This is a genomic window from Flavobacteriales bacterium (assembly GCA_021296215.1).
GTDB lineage: Bacteria > Bacteroidota > Bacteroidia > Flavobacteriales > ECT2AJA-044 > ECT2AJA-044.
Genome location: JAGWBA010000049.1, coordinates 1 through 18,229, shown reverse-complemented (window position 1 = coordinate 18,229; position 18,229 = coordinate 1). Strand labels below are relative to the sequence as shown.

Annotated in this window: 16 protein-coding genes and 3 pseudogenes; 10 read left to right on the top strand and 9 right to left on the bottom strand. The window is 48.0% G+C overall.

Annotated elements, in window-relative coordinates:
• Positions 1 to 188 precede the first annotated feature (188 nt).
• From umuD to J4F31_08640, 6 genes are read left to right on the top strand one after another with little or no spacing between them, the layout of a single operon-like run.
• Positions 189 to 617: a translesion error-prone DNA polymerase V autoproteolytic subunit gene (gene umuD, locus J4F31_08665; GenBank protein ID MCE2496630.1), complete on the top strand. Its 429-nt coding sequence runs from the start codon at positions 189 to 191 to the stop codon at positions 615 to 617.
• On the top strand, positions 614 to 787 hold the full coding sequence (locus J4F31_08660; GenBank protein ID MCE2496629.1) for a hypothetical protein: 174 nt from the start codon (positions 614 to 616) through the stop codon (positions 785 to 787). Before umuD ends, J4F31_08660 begins: the two co-directional genes overlap by 4 nt.
• Positions 788 to 792: 5 nt before the next feature.
• Entirely contained in the window at positions 793 to 990 is a 198-nt protein-coding gene (locus J4F31_08655) for a hypothetical protein (GenBank protein ID MCE2496628.1), read from the top strand.
• A gap of 41 nt (positions 991 to 1,031) precedes the next feature.
• Positions 1,032 to 2,252, top strand: a complete 1,221-nt coding sequence (locus J4F31_08650) for an OsmC family protein (protein MCE2496627.1) — start codon at positions 1,032 to 1,034, stop codon at positions 2,250 to 2,252.
• Positions 2,245 to 2,778, top strand: coding sequence for a DNA-3-methyladenine glycosylase I (locus J4F31_08645; protein MCE2496626.1), 534 nt, complete (start codon positions 2,245 to 2,247; stop codon positions 2,776 to 2,778). The genes J4F31_08650 and J4F31_08645 overlap by 8 nt, the downstream gene beginning before the upstream one ends.
• 6 nt (positions 2,779 to 2,784) lie before the next feature.
• Positions 2,785 to 3,645 (top strand): MFS transporter, encoded by an 861-nt coding sequence (locus J4F31_08640; GenBank protein MCE2496625.1) that lies wholly within the window; start codon positions 2,785 to 2,787, stop codon positions 3,643 to 3,645.
• A gap of 63 nt (positions 3,646 to 3,708) precedes the next feature.
• On the opposite strand, the pseudogene J4F31_08635 reads toward J4F31_08640, so the two are convergent.
• The 4 genes and pseudogenes from J4F31_08635 to J4F31_08620 form a co-directional block, all read right to left on the bottom strand.
• Positions 3,709 to 4,277: pseudogene (locus J4F31_08635) on the bottom strand (TolC family protein).
• Positions 4,259 to 7,062, bottom strand: a pseudogene (locus J4F31_08630) (efflux RND transporter permease subunit). Before J4F31_08630 ends, J4F31_08635 begins: the two co-directional pseudogenes overlap by 19 nt.
• A gap of 16 nt (positions 7,063 to 7,078) precedes the next feature.
• Positions 7,079 to 8,162, bottom strand: a pseudogene (locus tag J4F31_08625) (efflux RND transporter periplasmic adaptor subunit).
• A gap of 503 nt (positions 8,163 to 8,665) precedes the next feature.
• Complete coding sequence (locus J4F31_08620) at positions 8,666 to 9,217, bottom strand: hypothetical protein (protein MCE2496624.1); 552 nt, start codon at positions 9,215 to 9,217, stop codon at positions 8,666 to 8,668.
• Positions 9,218 to 9,220: 3 nt separating this feature from the next.
• On the opposite strand from J4F31_08620, the gene J4F31_08615 reads away from it, so the two are divergent.
• The 3 genes from J4F31_08615 to J4F31_08605 are packed head-to-tail and all read left to right on the top strand — an operon-like array spanning position 9,221 to position 12,732.
• On the top strand, positions 9,221 to 10,321 hold the full coding sequence (locus J4F31_08615) for a hypothetical protein (protein ID MCE2496623.1): 1,101 nt from the start codon (positions 9,221 to 9,223) through the stop codon (positions 10,319 to 10,321).
• Positions 10,321 to 11,778 (top strand): sigma 54-interacting transcriptional regulator, encoded by a 1,458-nt coding sequence (locus J4F31_08610; protein ID MCE2496622.1) that lies wholly within the window; start codon positions 10,321 to 10,323, stop codon positions 11,776 to 11,778. The genes J4F31_08615 and J4F31_08610 overlap by 1 nt, the downstream gene beginning before the upstream one ends.
• Positions 11,779 to 11,799: 21 nt before the next feature.
• Positions 11,800 to 12,732 carry a histone deacetylase gene (locus J4F31_08605; GenBank protein MCE2496621.1) on the top strand — a complete coding sequence of 311 codons (933 nt, stop codon included), beginning with the start codon at positions 11,800 to 11,802 and terminating at the stop codon, positions 12,730 to 12,732.
• Here J4F31_08605 and J4F31_08600 read toward each other — a convergent pair.
• From J4F31_08600 to J4F31_08590, 3 genes are all read right to left on the bottom strand, one after another.
• A complete protein-coding gene (locus J4F31_08600; GenBank protein ID MCE2496620.1) occupies positions 12,723 to 13,052 on the bottom strand; it encodes a thioredoxin family protein in 330 nt (109 codons plus the stop codon). The two genes, J4F31_08605 and J4F31_08600, sit on opposite strands and share 10 nt — an antisense overlap.
• Before the next feature lie 6 nt (positions 13,053 to 13,058).
• Entirely contained in the window at positions 13,059 to 13,337 is a 279-nt protein-coding gene (locus J4F31_08595) for a thioredoxin family protein (protein MCE2496619.1), read from the bottom strand.
• A gap of 118 nt (positions 13,338 to 13,455) precedes the next feature.
• Positions 13,456 to 14,415: a fasciclin domain-containing protein gene (locus tag J4F31_08590; GenBank protein ID MCE2496618.1), complete on the bottom strand. Its 960-nt coding sequence runs from the start codon at positions 14,413 to 14,415 to the stop codon at positions 13,456 to 13,458.
• A gap of 321 nt (positions 14,416 to 14,736) precedes the next feature.
• On the opposite strand from J4F31_08590, the gene J4F31_08585 reads away from it, so the two are divergent.
• On the top strand, positions 14,737 to 15,981 hold the full coding sequence (locus tag J4F31_08585; protein MCE2496617.1) for an alkaline phosphatase family protein: 1,245 nt from the start codon (positions 14,737 to 14,739) through the stop codon (positions 15,979 to 15,981).
• Here the strand turns inward: J4F31_08585 and J4F31_08580 are convergent, their stop codons facing one another.
• Positions 15,982 to 16,557, bottom strand: coding sequence for a pentapeptide repeat-containing protein (locus tag J4F31_08580; protein ID MCE2496616.1), 576 nt, complete (start codon positions 16,555 to 16,557; stop codon positions 15,982 to 15,984). It abuts the gene before it with no gap.
• A complete protein-coding gene (locus J4F31_08575; protein ID MCE2496615.1) occupies positions 16,557 to 18,137 on the bottom strand; it encodes a LysM peptidoglycan-binding domain-containing protein in 1,581 nt (526 codons plus the stop codon). Before J4F31_08575 ends, J4F31_08580 begins: the two co-directional genes overlap by 1 nt.
• Between the last annotated feature and the right edge of the window lie 92 nt (positions 18,138 to 18,229).

Here is an 18,229-nt window from a genome sequence, read left to right as displayed (position 1 = left end):
ATCGCTGAGTTTGCTATATTTTACAGGCATTACAGAACAAATCTATCCAATTGTTCCGGTCTTAAGCCTTCTTAATTCTTAGTTGAATATGTCTTTGGGGTTCGCCTGATTCATGAGGGTTCAATCATCGGCCTCAAAAGATAATTGTAGGCGGTGAGCCAACTAAGAACTTAAAAGCTTAGCACTATATTAGTGCTGTGCAAATCAGCTCTCTACATAACGGCCCTACCATTTCATTGCCCCTTTTCGATTACAGTGTATCTGCGGGTACGCCGAGTTACGTGACCGGTACGGTAGATCGCACGATCGACCTGAATCGCGAGTTGGTGTTGAATCCCCACGATAGTTTTTGCGTGCGCGCGAATGGTCAAAGTATGGTCGATGCGGGAATCGACAATGGAGACTTATTGGTCGTTGATAAAAAGATAGAGCCGGAAGACGGACGCATCGTGCTGGCCGTGGTGAACGGTGATTTCACGGTAAAACGACTGATCAAGCGGAACGGCCGCGTGATTCTGCAGCCCGAGAACGAAGCCTTTCAGCCGCTCGAGATCGATGCGTACATGGATTTCCGCATTTGGGGCGTGGTCACGGGAGTGATCAAATCATTCCTATGAAACTCATTTATCCGGAAAGCTGCGACAATGCGCCAAAACACGCCTTGATTCGGGAGATCATTACGGCTTTTTGCGAATTCAATTGGGGTTATCTGGAAAATGCCATTACGAGGACTTTGAAATGCACTGGCCCGGCGATCAGCCACTCATTGGCCGAGATCAATTTCTGAAGTTCATGAAGGAATTCGATCACCCCAAGACGGTCTTTCTCGAAGTATCCAACATCATCAGTCACGGTAAGCAGATTGCAGCAAATGGTGAAATGAGGGCGGAGGACGGAACGGCGTACTCCTTTGCGGACTTCTACGAACTCTTGAGCGCCGGTTCCAAAAAGCTCCGCAAAATTACCTCCCCCGTCGTCAAACACAGCTGAGCATTTTCCGTTAACTTTTAGCTTTCGGAAAAATCTCCTCTATGCGTTTCGTCAATATTCAATTCGAAAATAGAAATGGTCAGCACCTCGCGGCGCGATTGGAACTGCCCATCGATACAGAACCCCATAACTTCGCAATTTTCGCCCACTGCTTTACTTGCTCCAAGAATTTTAGCGCCGTCAAGAATATATCGCACGCGCTGAGCCGAAAGGGTTTCGCCGTATTGCGGTTCGATTTTACCGGTCTCGGGAACAGCGAAGGTGAGTTCTCCGAAACGAATTTCAGCAGCAACATCGAAGACCTACTTGATGCAGCGGAATACCTGAAGCGAAACCACAAATCACCTACCCTCCTGGTCGGGCATTCACTTGGTGGAGCCGCCGTTTATTTCGCTGCGCAAGAATTGGAGTCGGTTCGTGCGATAGCATCAATCGGAGCTCCATCGGAACCCGAACACGTTCGACATCTGGTCAAGGGCAAGGAAGAAGAGATCATACAAGCGGGATCGGCCCAAGTGAATATTGGAGATCGAGAGTTCAAGATCCAAAAGCATTTCCTCGATGACCTCGAGTCAAATAAGCTCAAAAAGACCTTGACCGATCTCCGAAAGTCCATCTTGGTCATGCATTCTCCCCAAGACGAGATCGTTGAGATCGAGAACGCTCGACACCTTTACGACGCCGCACACCATCCAAAGAGTTTCATTTCGCTCGATGGTGCCGACCACCTTTTGAGCGAATCGGACGACTCATTCTACACCGGCGAAGTCATTGCCAGTTGGGCTTCGCGTTACTTATCGACTAAAAGAAGAGAGAAGATCACCACTCAGCACGACGTGGCCGGACGCATAGGCCGCCAGAAATACACGACGGACCTACAGATTGGGCCGCACAACCTCATCGCGGACGAACCCAAGGATGTGGGCGGGCAAGATTTTGGGCCCAACCCTTACGAGTTGGTTTCGGCCGGATTAGCAGCTTGCACGGCCATGACCTTGCGCATGTACGCCGATCAAAAAGGATGGCCTCTCGATGGGCTCACCGTTCATGTAAACCACGGCAAAAGACACGCAGAGGACTCCGGAAGCATAGAGAGTGGGGCAAAAAAAATCGACCATTTCGACCGGTACATCCAGCTCGAGGGCGACCTCGATGAAAAGCAACGGCAACGATTACTTGAGATCGCCAATAAATGTCCGGTGCACAAGACCTTGCACGAAGAAGTGATCGTGAATACAAAGCTTGACCAAACCAATGAATAAGATTCCCGAAAACACCTATTGCCATTATGCCTTACAGCAAGCCAAAGACGATGTACACAGGGTGTACCACGACACCGAATACGGATTCCCATTGACCAACGACGACCAACTTTTCGGTCGCTTGGTACTAGAGATCAATCAGGCCGGGCTATCGTGGACCACTATTCTCAATAAGAAGGAGAATTTTGTTCGGGCCTACTCGAATTTCGAGATCTCCGTAGTTGCGTCTTATGGTGAAGCGGACGTTGAGCGATTACTCCATGATGCCGGAATCATAAGAAACAAACTAAAGCTCGACGCCGCAATACACAACGCACAACGGATACAAGAATTGCAGCGGGAGTTCGGTTCTTTCAAGTCGTGGCTCGATCACCACAAAGGACTTTCGAAACCAGAATGGGTGAAGCTCTTCAAAAAGACCTTTAAGTTCACGGGCGGAGAGATCACCGGGGAATTCCTAATGAGTACCGGTTACTTGCCCGGTTCACATCATCCAAATTGTCCGGTGTACAAATTACTACACTAACTCGCAATGGATCGAGGAAAGAATACGGCGGGTCTCAAAGAAAACTTGGAACAGTTTACCCTTCTCATCGTAGTAAACGCCTTCGTAGGTGGAATGGTCGGACTCGAACGTTCCATTTTTTTTGAATTCGCCGAGCAGGAGTTTGGCATCTCTTCCACTTCGGCGATCATGTCTTTCATCGTCGCATTCGGGGTCATCGCAGAACGGTATGGTCTTACCCCCTATCCTTTTTACCTGGGCATTGGAATTGTGTGCCTTGGACTATTGCTTTCCGCAGTTTGGATTCGCGATACGCGTCGCTTCGTGCAAACCGAAACGCGGACGAACCGACAGGCTTTGCTGTCAAATGTGTATTTAGATACTTCATTCCGCCACATAACGCTCAGCTCTGTCACGCAAGCAGGGCTCGTGAACAACCTAAACGACGGCATGATTTGGGGCTCATTACCGATTCTGCTCTTGACCTTTGGGTATAACAATGCTGAATTAGGAGTTTTAACGGCTATTTATCCGGCCGTTTGGGGAATAGGCCAACTATTTACGGGTAAAATGGCCGATCATTCCTCGAGAAAAGACATGCTGTTTTGGGGAATGCTGCTGCAGGGAATAGCCATCCTCGTATTGCCCATTTCTAGTTCCTTTATCGTCATCGCCCTTGTTTCTGTATCGATAGGTATTGGAACGGCTTTAGTTTATCCGACCCTTTTAACGGTGATCGCATCTACGGTGAACCCTCAACAGAGAGCCGAAAGCTTGGGGTGTTTCGACTGTGACGCGATTTGGGTTACGCGTTCGGAGCGTTGCTTTCGGGCATTATTGCCGACGCCTACGGAGTCGAACCGGCGATATGGAGTGTTGGGCTCCTAACGACAGCCTCAGCACTCTTGATCGCGAGGCGAATGCCCCGCGATCGTTCAGTACCCTTGTGCATTATTGCCAACCGCCACCCAAAGCGCGATAGGCATTAACCATGGCCCCCCATTGTTCTTTCCTCGTTTCGATCAATTCCATCCTCGAATTGAGCGCGTCTCGTTGGGTCAACAGGACCTCCATATAATCGGCACGAGCCGATTTAAAAAGCACGTTGGCGATGTTGATGGACTGTCTCAAAACATCTACCTCTTCGCTTTTAAGTAGGAAGCTCTTTTCAAGATTTGAGATTCTGGTAAGTTCATTGACCACTTCGATGTATCCATTCAAAATAGCCTGTTCATATTCAACAACTGCTTGTGTTTGCCGGGCATTACTGCTGAAGTAACCGGCTTTGATGCCTTGCGATTAAATACAAGCATAAGCAACTCACCCGCCGCAGAGTAAAGCATGGATTGCGGCGTGGAGAAGAGTAAAGGAGCATTAAAGGCTTCATATCCTATTCCGGCCGTCAATCGCAAGGAGGGAAAAAACTCGGCACGAGCGGCCAGCACATCCAACTTAGCCGCTTCGAGCTCTAACTCCGCCCTCCGAATATCCGGGCACCGGATCAACAATTCGGAAGGTATACCTGGGCATAAATGTCATTAGCAAGCCCCATGGCCTTCAATAAAAAGAAAGACCCAAACACCCCCACCGGCAGTGAAAAGACTACGGCCAATGGAAGTATGAAGCTTTCGTATTGGGCCGCCAGTACCATATACACGAAGATCAATACGATCAATAAAATGTAGAGTGACTCCATTCCGCGTGCCGCCTTATCGTACGACAGTCCTTCCCAGGCAATATCATAACCTCGAGGTAGGGTATTCTTGGCTACCTCCTCAACGGCCTTAATAGCATCTCTACTCGTGTATCCCTTCGCCGGCACAGCTCTTATGGCCGATGAATTAAATAAGTTATATCGAGTAATCTCATTCGGCCCTTGAGTTTTCCGGAGTTCCATGAACGCCGAATAAGGCACCATTTCATCTTGGCCATTTTTGACATACAAATCCATGATATCCTTAGGTAATCTGCGATATTCAGGGGCGGCCTGTGCATAGACTTTGAAGAAGCGGCCAAAGCGAATGAATCCTTGTTCATAAGTACTACCAATCAAGATATTCAAAGTCTCCATGGCCTTTCCGATCGAAACGTCCTTTTGCATGGCCCGTTTGTTGTCAATGACCAGTTCATACTCCGGGTAGTTCGCGCTGATGAAGGTGAACAATCCGGCCAATTCTGGCCTTTTGCCCAATTCACCCATAAAGTCCGAGTTGATGCGCTCGAAATCTTTATAGTCGCTGGAATTGGTCTTGTCCAATAATCGCAGGGCTACACCTCCGGCTGCTCCATATTCCGGGACCGCAGGCGACTCAAAATATTCAATGATCGCACCTATGTCTTGAGTCTTTTCTTCTAACTCCTCGATGATCTCGTGCACCGCCTTGTCTCTTTTGGACCAATTCTCGAGATTGATCAAGCAAGTACCGGCATTTGAACCACGACCTTCCGTGAGAATCTCATATCCAGCCAATGAAGAAACTGACTTGATCCCGTCGACCTCTTCAGCGATCGCTTGAAGTCTCCGTGAAATCTCATTAGTCCGTTCTAACGTTGCTCCAGGAGGCGTCTGAACGATGGCATAAATCATTCCTTGGTCTTCATTGGGAATAAATCCGGTAGGAAGCACGCTTTGAAATCCCATGATATCCAAACCAAAGACCAATAGAATACCAAAGGTCACGAGCCTGCGATTAACGATCTTTCTCAGGATTCGCACGTAAAAGTCAGTTGCCCTGCCGAAGACGCTATTGAATTTATCTAAGGCTCTATCGACCAAAGACCGTTTTTTTAAGTAATCACTGTGCGGTTTCAGGATCATCGCACACAATACAGGTGTTAAGGTCAAAGCAACCGGCCCAGATAACACGATCGAAGTCGCCATGGTGATCGAAAACTGCCTATAGAAGATACCAACCGGGCCTGTCATGAATGCTACTGGCACAAAAACCGCAATCATAAGTAGTGTAATGGCAATGACCGCTCCACTGATTTCTTTCAACACTTCTTTAACGGCTCGGTATGGACTTAAACCGGTCTCCGCCATTTTCGCATGTACAGCTTCAACAACGACGATGGCATCGTCGACAACGATTCGAATGGCAAGGATCAGTGCAAAGAGGGTGATCAGGTTGATGGTGAGACCAAATACTTGCATAAACAAAAAGGCACCGGTCAAAGACACCGGAACAGCCAAAGTCGGGATCAAGGTCGATCGCCAATCACCCAGAAAGATGAAAACTACCAATGCCACTAAAACAAAGGCTTCCAAAAGAGTGTGAACTACCTTTTCGATTGAAGCATCGAGGAAATTTGAAACGTCGTAGCTAATCTCGTAGTCCATTCCCGACGGAAACTGCTCCGTTTTCAGTTCCGAAAGCACGTTTTTTACCTGGGCGATCACTTCGCCCGCATTGCTGCCGTATGTTTGCTTTACCACTATTGCAGCCGATGGGTGACCGTCCAAATTCGAGTAGATATCAAAGAATTCACTCCCCAATTCAACCTCCGCTATATCCTTGAGGTAGAGCATTTCACCATCGGAATTTGCCTTGATGATCACATCTTCATACTCTTCGGGGTTTTTTACCTCCCCTTGTAGATCAGTACATACTCCAAAGCCTGAGCAGCTTTACCCGAACTCCGTCCGGTTCGTCCCGGTCGGCCGATGATACTCTGATTTTGTAAGGCCTCCATGACCTCTGCTGTCGAAACGTTGTAAGCCCGCATTCTGTCCGGTTTTAACCAAATGCGCATCGCGTACTGACGACTACCTAATATACTCGCTTGACCAATACCGTTGATGCGCTTAAGTTCGGGCAACAGGTTCACATTGGCATAGTTGTACAGGAACTTTTCATCGGATAACGAATCTTCGCTATACAGGTTAACATACATCAGCATGCTGGACTGTACCCTTGAAACCACTACTCCTTCGCGTTGCACCAATGGAGGGAGTCGATTGAGTACTTGGTCCACTCTGTTCTTGAGATTTACTACTGCCCGGTTCGGATCTGCTCCGAGTTCAAAAATCACCTGTATCGTTGCTTCTCCGGCACTTGTGGCATCAGAGATCATGTACTTCATTCCTTGAACGCCGTTAATGGATCTTTCAAGGGGAATAAGTGTCGACTTAACCAATACATAGGCACTGGAGCCCGGATATGCGATGGTCACAATCACTCGGGGTGGTGAAATCTCCGGAAATTGAGAAATCGGTCGGGTGACCATGGATAGTATTCCAAGAAATATGAATGCCAGCGACAACACGATCGCCAGAACGGGTCTGTGTATGAATTTCTTAAACATGATGCTCGTATTTAGATTACTCCGCGTGAAGCATCAAGTTGGCCATGACGTGCTCGGCAGGCTGTTCCTCAATTCCGATTTGTTGATTCTCGCGAACCTTTCTCAAACCTTCGAGGAGTAGGAGTTCTGTTGAATTCAGACCACTGGAAAGCACATATAAATGAGGGAGTTCATGAGCCATCTCAATTTGCCGTGAATGAATAAATCCCTCATTGTCAACGACATAAACATACTTCTTGTCCAGAATATTGAAGGTGGCCTTTTTGTGGAATGATCAACGCGTCACTTACCTGGTAAGAGATCACGACATTGCCGGTTTCACCGTGTCGCTGTATTCTTTCTGGATTCGGAAAAGTCGCTCTAAAGGGAATGTTGCCGGTTTCGTTGTTGAAATCCGCTTCGATGGCCGATATACTCCCTTTGTGATGGAAGTGTTTGCCATTGGCTATGATCAACGTGATCTCCTCTTTGCTCTTGCTCCCGTTAGATACGAACTCTAAATATTCCGATTCAGAGAGGTTAAAATAGACCCACGTCTCGCTATTGTCTGATAAATTGGTCAAGAGTTCTCCCTCTTCAACAAGACTGCCGAGGCGAACGTGGAATCGATCTACGATTCCATCAAATGGGGCTCTGATTTCGGTAAAGTCCAAATGAACTTTTGCCAAATTCAATTCGGCCTGAGCTTTCTGAAAACGGGCTTGTGCGATGGCCAATTCATTGGGCGATACGATATTGCTGTCAGCGAGTATCTTTGTGTTTTCGTATTCAATTTTAGCCGATAGGGCCTCTGTTTCTGAGGCTTCGTATTCGGCTTTGTACACATTGGGCATAATTTGAAAAAGCAATTGTCCTTTGTGAACGAACTCGCCTTCATCAACCAAGATGTCTTGGATGTATCCGCGCTCCAAAACACGAAGCTCGATATGGCGAATTGATTGTACCTGAGCTACGAATTCTTCTGCAATTGAAGTATCGGAAACGAGCGGTTTAGTTACTGGATATTCAACGGTCTCTTCGTGATGTTCTTTTTCATCATGGCTACACGATTCCATGCCCAGCAGGACGAATCCTGCTGCAACGAATGATTTGATTTTCATTGGTGTCTATCTGATTTGTTGAATGAAAAGGGCTTTTAGGACCTTGGTGGCCCTCGAATGAGGCGTCGACCTTAATTGGCGATCGCAGTGCCTATTCGGTTCAAATCAGATATACCTGGATCAAGGTGCGATAGCGTCTGGGAGAAAGGCACCACGAAATGCCGGTTCTTTCAAAGAGCCGATTGCGGAAAAGGCTACGTGGAGACGTGTGAGCTCAGAGAATACTTACCTGGGAAGAAATCGGAAAAATAATCCTCCGAGGTCTCTTCATTTTCTTCTAAAAACTCAAAAAAAGAAAAGCTTGAGATCCTTTTCGATGGGGTCGTCGTACTGCGACATAGTCAGTTCGGACCCAATCTGGATTTCGTTTGTTGCTTCCGTTGAGGCAAATGAAGAAAAAGCCCCTAACAGGACTAGTATCCAAGCAAGTACTATTTTTAGTCTGGCTATCACGCGACAAAGGTAGTCAAGGGTTAATCTCTAACCAAGAGTTTAACACTTCGTTAAGGATACTCGGATATCCGCTCGATCCAGCGATCCCGACTCTTAACCTGAAATTTGATGATTTGCCCGTTATCCAAGGTGAGCTTGATGCCCGTTTTATGGACGCCGAGTAGGGCGTCTTCGTCTACTTCCATAATCTCGTTCAAGGGTACTTGGATCTGATGCTTGCGCAAACTGTAACTGTGTGCTTGAAAAAGTACGTATTCACCGGTTAAATAGAGCGTTCCCCCAACGGTATCGCCTTTCCAGAGGTGGCTAGCTCCCTCCTGCATGAGAATCTTATCTCCATTTTCGAGGACACCTGGCGTCCGGCGGCCTTGTTCATCGCGCCGTATAGGCGGTAAATAAAAAAAATAAACGGTGCCACCGATCAGAACGGCAGAGGTGAATCCCAAAAGTAGGGCCTTGTCGGCCGGAACCTTAGTGAGGAGGAACAAGGTAAAGGCCGCGCCAAAGGCGACGCCACCAACCAAAGAGCGTTTTACGCGTTCATTCATACGACAAAGATAAGGACCTACGAACACTACTCCGGTATTTTCGGTTACCTTCATCCTATGCTTGGATTTCGATTTTCAGAGTACACCTCCGATCCCAACCAAACCGTATTCGACAAGCTGTTCGATATTTTCAAGGAGTTGATCACGCACACCTCTGGCGATGTCGACGAGGCGCTGGATTGGTTGCGCGAGCTCGACGAGCATTACAAGCTCACGACCGACGATTACGGTATAGATGAATTTATAGAAGACCTTAAAAAAAAGGGTTATTTGCGCGACGAAACAGACAAACCCGATGGGGGTGGATTAGCGATCACGGCAAAAACGGAGCAAGCGATCCGAAAGAGCGCTCTCGACCAAATCTTCGGGAACATCAAGAAGTCGGCGGCCGGGAATCACAAAAGCAAAACTACCGGTAAAGGCGACGAACTGAGTAGCGATCAAAGACCTTTTCAATTTGGCGACACACCGGATCAAATAAACATGTTCGACAGCATCAAGAATGCGCAGAAGAACAGTATGGGTGGAGACTTTCGCATGTCGGAGGAAGACCTCGTGGTGCGCGAGCAAATGTATAAGTCTCAAATGAGCACCGTGCTCATGATCGATATCTCGCATTCCATGATCCTGTACGGCGAAGACCGAATTACGCCCGCAAAGAAGGTCGCTATGGCCTTGGCCGAATTGATCACCACACGTTACCCCAAAGACACTTTGGACGTCATCGTTTTTGGTGACGACAGCTGGCCCATAGAAATCAAAGACCTCCCCTACCTTCAAGTGGGACCCTACCATACCAATACCGTTGCCGGTTTAGATTTGGCTATGGACTTGCTGCGCCGCAAAAAGCACGCGAACAAGCAGATTTTCATGATTACCGACGGAAAGCCCAGCTGTCTCAAAGAACCAGACGGGTACTACAAGAACTCCTGGGGCCTCGACGATTACATCGTAGGGAAATGCCTCAACAAAGCCGCTGCGCTAAGAAGACTCAACATACCCATCACCACCTTCATGATTGCACGTGACCCCTACCTGCAAGAGTTCGTGCAAAAATTCACCGAAGCCAATCAAGGCAAGGCCTTTTACACGGGCCTCAAAGGGCTCGGACAACTGGTTTTCGAAGATTACGAACGCAATCGACGTAAAAAACTCTAATGGACATCGACAAAATCAAAACTCTGGGCCGGCTCAAGGCGGCCGGTTACGCGCCAAAAAGTATTAAAGAAGAGCTTCGACAAAATTTGATTCGGGCCCTGCGGGCCGATGAGAATCCCTTTGCCGGGATTATTGGGTACGAGCACTCGGTGATTCCCGATCTCGAGCGGGCCATATTGAGTAAACACAATATCAACCTCCTAGGTCTGCGCGGACAAGCCAAGACCAGGCTGGCGCGTATGCTGGTGAATTTACTCGATGAATATGTTCCTGTGGTCGATGGGTCCGAACTCAACGATGACCCCATGCAACCCCTTTCGCGCTATGCCCGTGATCTCGTGGCCGAAAAAGGAGACGACACACCAATCCACTGGTGGCACCGAAGCGAGCGTTACGGGGAAAAGCTGGCCACGCCCGATGTGAGTATTGCCGACCTCATTGGCGATGTGGACCCTATAAAAGCCGCGAATCTGAAGCTTCCTTATTCGGATGAGCGCACTATTCACTTTGGAATTATCCCGCACAGCCACCGAGGAATCTTCGTGATCAACGAGCTTCCCGACCTTCAGGCGCGCATCCAAGTGGCTTTGTTCAATATTTTGCAAGAGGGTGATATTCAAATCCGTGGATTCAAGCTTCGCCTCCCTCTCGATATTCAGTTCGTTTTTACGGCCAATCCCGAAGACTACACGAACAGGGGAAGTATCGTAACACCGCTGAAAGACCGTATAGGATCTCAAATACTTACGCATTACCCAGAAAGTATCGAAATCGCCAAGGCCATCACCAGGCAAGAAGCCAAGCTCAGCGACGAACAACGCGAACGAGTGGAGATCGTTGAGGCGGCGGAGAACCTGCTCGAGCAAATTGGTTTTGAAGCCCGTCAAAGCGAATATATAGATGAAAAAAGCGGCGTTTCGGCCCGACTCAGCATTACAGCTTTTGAGATCTTGGTGAGCGCAGCCGAGCGACGGACACTCTTGAATGGTGAGGATAAAACCACGGTGCGGTTCATCGACTTTGTAGGTGTTATTCCGGCCGTGACCGGAAAAGTCGAACTCGTGTACGAAGGCGAGCAGGAAGGCGCACATATCGTTGCAGAAAACCTCATTGGAAGCGCCTTGCGCACGCTGCTTCCCGGGTATTTTCCGAAGCTCGACAAACTCAGTCGGGAAGACGAGAATAATCCCTACACCACCATCGTCAATTGGTTTGGGGAAGGCAATAGCGTAGATCTACTCGACGACGATACCGAAGCGGAGTATCATAAAGCCTTGGACGGGGTTCGCGGATTGGGCACCATGGTCGATAAGTATCAGTCCAAGGCCACTACTCAAGAGCGGTACTTCTACATGGAAATGGTGCTCCACGCGTTGGCGGAGTTCAGCAAGCTCGACAAAGATCGGCTTGAAAGAGGTTTCAATTTCAGCGACCTGTTCAGCAGTATGCTTGGTTGATTCGAAAACGCTCCTCGACCGATGCTCAAGATTGCCTGGTCCGAACACTACCACCACCCTTTGCCCGAAGGACACCGATTCCCGATGGAAAAGTACACCCTCCTACCCGAGCAACTGCGTTATGAGGGAACGGCCGACGAATCGCATTTCCACGCCCCAAAACCCATTTCCGAGGAGGTAATCCTCCGGACGCACGATCCTGTATACTGGCAACGGCTGCGCGATGGCGAACTCACGCCCAAGGAGCAGCGAAAGACCGGTTTCCCGCATAGCCCCTCACTTGTAGAGCGTGAAAGGGTCATCAGCCAGGGCACCGTTGACATCGCCAACCACGCGCTGGAACACGGCTGCGGACTAAACGTCGCGGGCGGAACCCACCATGCGTATACCGATCGCGGCGAAGGATTTTGCCTCCTCAACGACCTGGCCATCGCGGCAAACTGGCTACTCAAAACCAATAAAATAATGACTAGGCCCTCTCGGGCCGATGCGGGAGCACCCGTTCTGATCTTCGATTTGGATGTGCATCAGGGCAATGGAACCGCTCAGATATTTCGGAACGATCCGAATGTATATACCTTTTCCATGCACGGAGCCAACAACTACCCCTTACATAAAGAAACAAGTGATCGCGACGTAGCATTGGACGACAATACACCAGATGAAGTATTCCTCAAAATTCTTCAAAAGGAACTCCACGAAACACTAGATCGCGTAAGGCCCGGATTCGTTTTCTACCTTGCAGGAGTCGATGTGCTGGCCACCGATAAGCTCGGTCGGCTTGGCCTCAGCCTCGATGGATGTAAGCGACGCGATGAGATCGTGATATCGAAACTCAGTCAACTCGGACTTCCTTGTGCAATTGCCATGGGCGGCGGCTATTCGGAGCGTATCGCGGACATCGTTGAGGCACATGCCAATACGTTCCGACTCGCGAAATTCTATTACGAGTGAACCTCGGCGTCCGTTAATGCCTTCAATTTGCTCGAAAACTCCTTTTGAATATCCACGGTTTTGTTCTTGGCGTACCACGTGTGAACCTGCTCGCTAAATACCGAATAGGGTTGATCACCAGCAGCTTTCCATTGGTGCAAAATATCCTGCGCGGCCTTTGGCCTGGGCCCCCAATGCCCCAACAAACTACCCGTTTGAGCATCTATGACAATGGTGATCGGTATCGCTCGCCCGCCGTCGGTTAAAAAGTGATCCATGATCTCGTGATTCTCATCTCTGAGGATATAACGCGTCAGTACGTTCGGACTTTCGGCGGCCATTCGCTCTTAAATTGGAATGATCTGGGCTGCATCGCCACACCAGCCTTCTGTGATCGTTAGCCACAGCATCGGGCTTTCAATACCCTTCATGATCGAAATGATCTCGCCCTGAAGCGCCGGAGTCTTTTGAAGCCGATCCATACGGCGCATGTTCATCCGCGTGTATTCTAGATACGACCCGGAGTGATTGTCGCCTGTGGTCTTTCCAGAGGCCATAAGATCATCTAGCTTCGACCGATATTGTTCGTATGTCCATCCCCTTTGGAATTCTTTAACCCAATCCATGATTTAATAATTACTCTGCAAAAGTATTACATGTAGCTACAATATAAAGTCAACGGAAAGACAAAAAGCCCCGTAAATTGCGGGGCTTTCATGTTGATCCATTGTTAGTTCAGATGGATCAAGGTTGAATAACCGCGTCGACAACGTGAATTACACCATAGGTTCCTTGAATGTCCGTTACCTCGATATTAGCAACCGTCCCATTCACATCTGTAATGGTCAGTGCCGTCGGATTCGTACTTATCAAGGTTCCTTCAAGTGTCGCTACTCCACCATTCGGCACCCCCGTTGAACGCACATTTCCATTCACGGTGTGGTAAAGAAGAACACTGGTCAAGCCGTCCACTCCAATTGCGGCAACAAGCTCGGCTAAGTCATTCACTTGTGCTGCATCAAGTAGGTTTGCAAAGGCATCATTGGTCGGAGCAAATACTGTAGTTACTTCTGTTTCACTTGACAAACGTGCTGCAACCACAGCATCTGCAGCGCCGACAGCAGCTACCAAAGAAGTATGACTTGGACTCAAACTAGCTAGTTCTACCAAGTTTTTCGGGAGAATTACTCCATTCAACTCGTGAATGACACCATTAGAAGCGTCGATATCCGTATTGATCACTTCCGCTTCGTCGTTTATTCGAACTCCGGCAGAGGCATCGATAAAGGCACTGAGGTTGGCTCCATCAATTCCATTATATACTCCAGCCGTTGCAACGAAACCAGTCGTTACATCCCTTGCCTTCACCTCTCCTTGCAATACGTGATATAGTAGAATATTTGCAAGCGCATCACCTCCGACAGCGGCGCTGAGATCATCTAGATCAGCTACTCCTAAAGCGTCGAGCAAATCGGAAAAAGCATCATTATTTGGCGCAAATACCGTGTACTGGTCGGACCCATTCAAAACGACGTTAAGTCCCGTGCGTTGTAGGGCTGCGACAAGTATGCTGAACCTCGGGGTCTCCGCAGCCGTTTGAGTAATAGTCTTCTGTTCTGGCATGGCCATGTCGTCGTCGTCACATGCCGCAATTACGAAGGCGCTTAAGAGCAGAGTTCCGATCACGACCATGCTCTTTCTCATCGTGGTTAGTTTCAATTTTACGAAGGTTTTCATTTTGGTTGTTGTTTAATTATTAGCACACATACATAAACACTCTAAGTGTTCTTAAACTTTCTAAGCTCTTTTGTTGATGTTACGGAACCTTTTATTAAACAGTTGATCAATTTTCAGAATTAACAATTTATTATGAAAGTTGTCATTTTGATTCTAGGCTTAACACTTCTGTTACATACTTTTTAGACCTTTAGCTAAACGAAATTGAATATGCGTGCCTCCCTAATTGTATTAGCCTGCTCATTAATATCAACCGTAAGGGCTCAATTCCCTATCCAAAGTGGCCCTATGGTTGGGTATTCCGAAATGAAAGAAGTTGTTCTGTGGGTTCAAACCACCCGTTCGGTGGATGTTGCATTTGGCTATTCACCCGAGAATGGCAACCACGAATTCATGACCTCAACGAGCCGAAGTTCCGCCGAAGATGCCTTCGTAGTCAAACTCATCTGCGATTCGGTCGATGAAGGAACGACATACGATTACCGTGTTTTCATCAATGGTCTACCCATTCAGCTCGATCGAAAGCTGGACTTCGAGACACAGAAGATGTGGCGATGGCGTGAGGATCCGCCTAGTTTCACGTTCGCTATTGGTTCCTGTGCCTATGTGAATGAAGAGAAGTACGATCGGCCCGGAAAACCCTACGGAAGTGACTATCAGATATTCGAAACTCTGAGTGATACTGACCCTAATTTCATGATATGGATGGGCGACAACACTTATTTGCGAGAGGCCGACTGGTACAGTAGAACTGGAATTCTTCGCCGCAACACGCACACGCGTTCGCTACCAGAAATTCAAGATTTCCTAGGGCACGTTCATCATTACGCTACATGGGATGATCACGATTACGGTCCAAACAACAGCGATCGAAGCTTCAGGAATAAAGCCGACACCAAAGAAGCGTTCGATCTGTTTTGGGCAAACCCCACAAGCGGTTTAAAGGGTGAAGGAGTGACCACTATGTTCCAGTGGGCCGATATGGACTTCTTTATGCTCGACAATCGGTGGTTCCGCAACGCAAACAGGCGATTCGATATAGATACAGCAGACCGATCGGTATTGGGTGAAGCTCAAATGCAATGGTTGTTCGACCAGTTGTCGACCAGCTATGCTCCGTACAAATTCGTGATCATGGGCGGACAATTCCTAAATACCCATGCCGGTTACGAAACCATGATGGATTTGAGTCCGACCGAGCGACAGCGAATCATTGACTTTATATACGAGACCGACCTAGAGGGAGTGGTCTTCTTGACCGGGGATCGACACCACAGTGAAATAAGCGTATTAGAGGCCGATGGCAAACCTAGAATTTACGATATAACGATATCTCCTCTAACAGCAGGAACAGTATGGGACAAGGCCATTGAAGAGCCGAACTCATTACGCGTTGATGGTACTTGGGTGAATAGTCATTGCTTCGGACTATTTGAGGTAACCGGTCCCCGGAAAGAGCGAAAACTCAACTTACGGGTTATCGACGCCGACGGTAAGGAGTTGTTCACCTTTGACCTTAGTCGGGAGAACTGATCAATTCTCTATCTGTAGCCCGTATTTGTTGAGCAATCCGGGCAAAGCGTTAATAGAGACCTTGGTACCTCTGATATCGTTGATTTCGGGATCGATACGGAGGTTGTACGACCCAGATAGGTCAGCCTTTTCCAGACGGGTCCGGTCGAAAGTTGCATTACTCAGGTCACAGGACACCAAAGTTGATCCGTTAAGGTTAGATTCAGTAAAGTCCACCTGATTTATGGAGCAATGGACAAACGTTGATCGCGTAAGATCAACCTGGTAAAAGCTAGAATGATCTAATTGACATCTTCGAAAGCGAGTCGCGAACGAAAAACTTGAGCCTACTTCAAACAAAAGACCGAGGAGCTTAGACCCCGAAAACTCGCAATCTTGAAAGGCCGTTTCCAGAATTTTGCAATTACTCAAATCGCAGTCCCTAAAGGTGCATTCGATGAATCTTGACTCGGACAGATCAATTCCGCTGAGGTTGCAATCCTTGAATACACACATTTCGTAATCGCCGAGTTCCCAGGTAGATTCGGCGAAATCCACCCCGGTAAATTCCTTTTCGTTAAAAAATTTCTTCGCCATCAGTCGGCGATCACTCGTTCAAAGCCTTCGTATCGCAAAAGGAAAACGTGTTTATTAACGAAGCTTCCACGCGAGTTTTCTCGGAAATCGAAGCCGTTCTGCAACAGGCGTTCCTTTCGAGAAGTCAGTTCGTCCAAGGAACCCGTTTCGAGTAACATACGGCCAAAGAAGTAGCCGATGTCGAATCCTTGGATAGAAAAACGGCTGGGCTCGTCGTGGAATCGCGATCGATACTGACTCAAGAAAGAGATCATCAAAGAGTCTTGATACTGAGGCGCTTGCGTAGCCGGAAAATGTAAATTGAGGTTATTGAAATAAGATTTGTCGACATTGAGTCGCTCGATATCTGAAAGTCCGATCACGATGACGTTATCGAGCCGCTCAGCATTGAGTTGGGTGATGAAATCCGTCATAAATACCTTGTCGATACTGGGTACTATAACGATGTTGGTATCGTATTCCTTCAGCCAATCGAGCCCGTCGATCTGGGCATCGTAAACCTCGATCTCACGCACTTTTCCCGAATCGAGGTAATAGTTAAACTTCTCGCGCATGTACTTTGCATTTTCGAGGTCTTGAGCCGTATCGGTATAAACGAGAAACAAGTGATCATTTCTGAACTTCTCGATAACCGACTGGGCGAGGAAATCGACCATCTGACGATCCGACGGTTGAATTTGAACGTTCTTGGAATGCGAATAAACGATACTTGGGTTCTTGCTGAAAGGAGAAACCAGGATCGGGCCTCCCTCCCTACGGCGGTTGGCAATAGCGAGCACATTGTCGGTATAAAGCGGACCAATAACGAGGTCGAAGTCCTCCATTTTCTGATACGCCGACCACGAGAAGAACGGATCGTTTTCGGAATCCTCAACGGTAAGCTCAATTTGAAGACCTTGTTTAGCAAGAGTATCGAGAGCAATTCGCAACCCGTAATAAAAGTCCAAGGCGATCTCTGATTTTGGAAAAACGATCTGGTCTTCTTCGAGTGCTCTATTTAGATCGAGGCTGTCGTTGATCTGAAGATAAAAAGGTAGGATCACCCCAACTTTATACGATCGACCGCGCAAACTATCGGGAACCGTGTTGAGTCTGAGTGATGGGGTCAGTTTGGGCCCTTTACTGACTTCTCTGATGACCGTGTCGGCCGGAGCTTTGAGGTCGATCTTTACCGGGATGCGGATCAGCGTTCCCACTTGAAGGCCAGTTTCGACCAGTTCGGGATTGATATCGTATAGTTGCTGAGTGCTGATCCCGTATTCCTTGGTAATGCTGTAAATGGTGTTTCCTTTGACTACTCGGTGGAGCAAGTAGGCTTCATTAGCCAAGTAAAGGTTTTCGACGGGCTGGCGTTCAACGACCGGGATGAGCAGCTGCTGCCCGATCTTGAGTCCGTCCGCGAGCTGCGGATTGTACTTGACCAAGGTTTCCTGGTCAATAGAGTACTTCTTGCAGATCCCGTACAAAGTTTCCTTGGGTTGAACTTCGTGTGTGACGAACTTTTGATCAATGGTGTCATTCTGGCCGTAGGCCATAATCGAAAACACCATCACAATAGCAACAAACAACTTTTTTAGCACGGTCAATAATTAAGAAGGCTTAAGACCAGAAGATTATTTACTAACGATTAAATATAGGTCTTGAAATTGAATCCCCCTCTTTAACGGGAAGG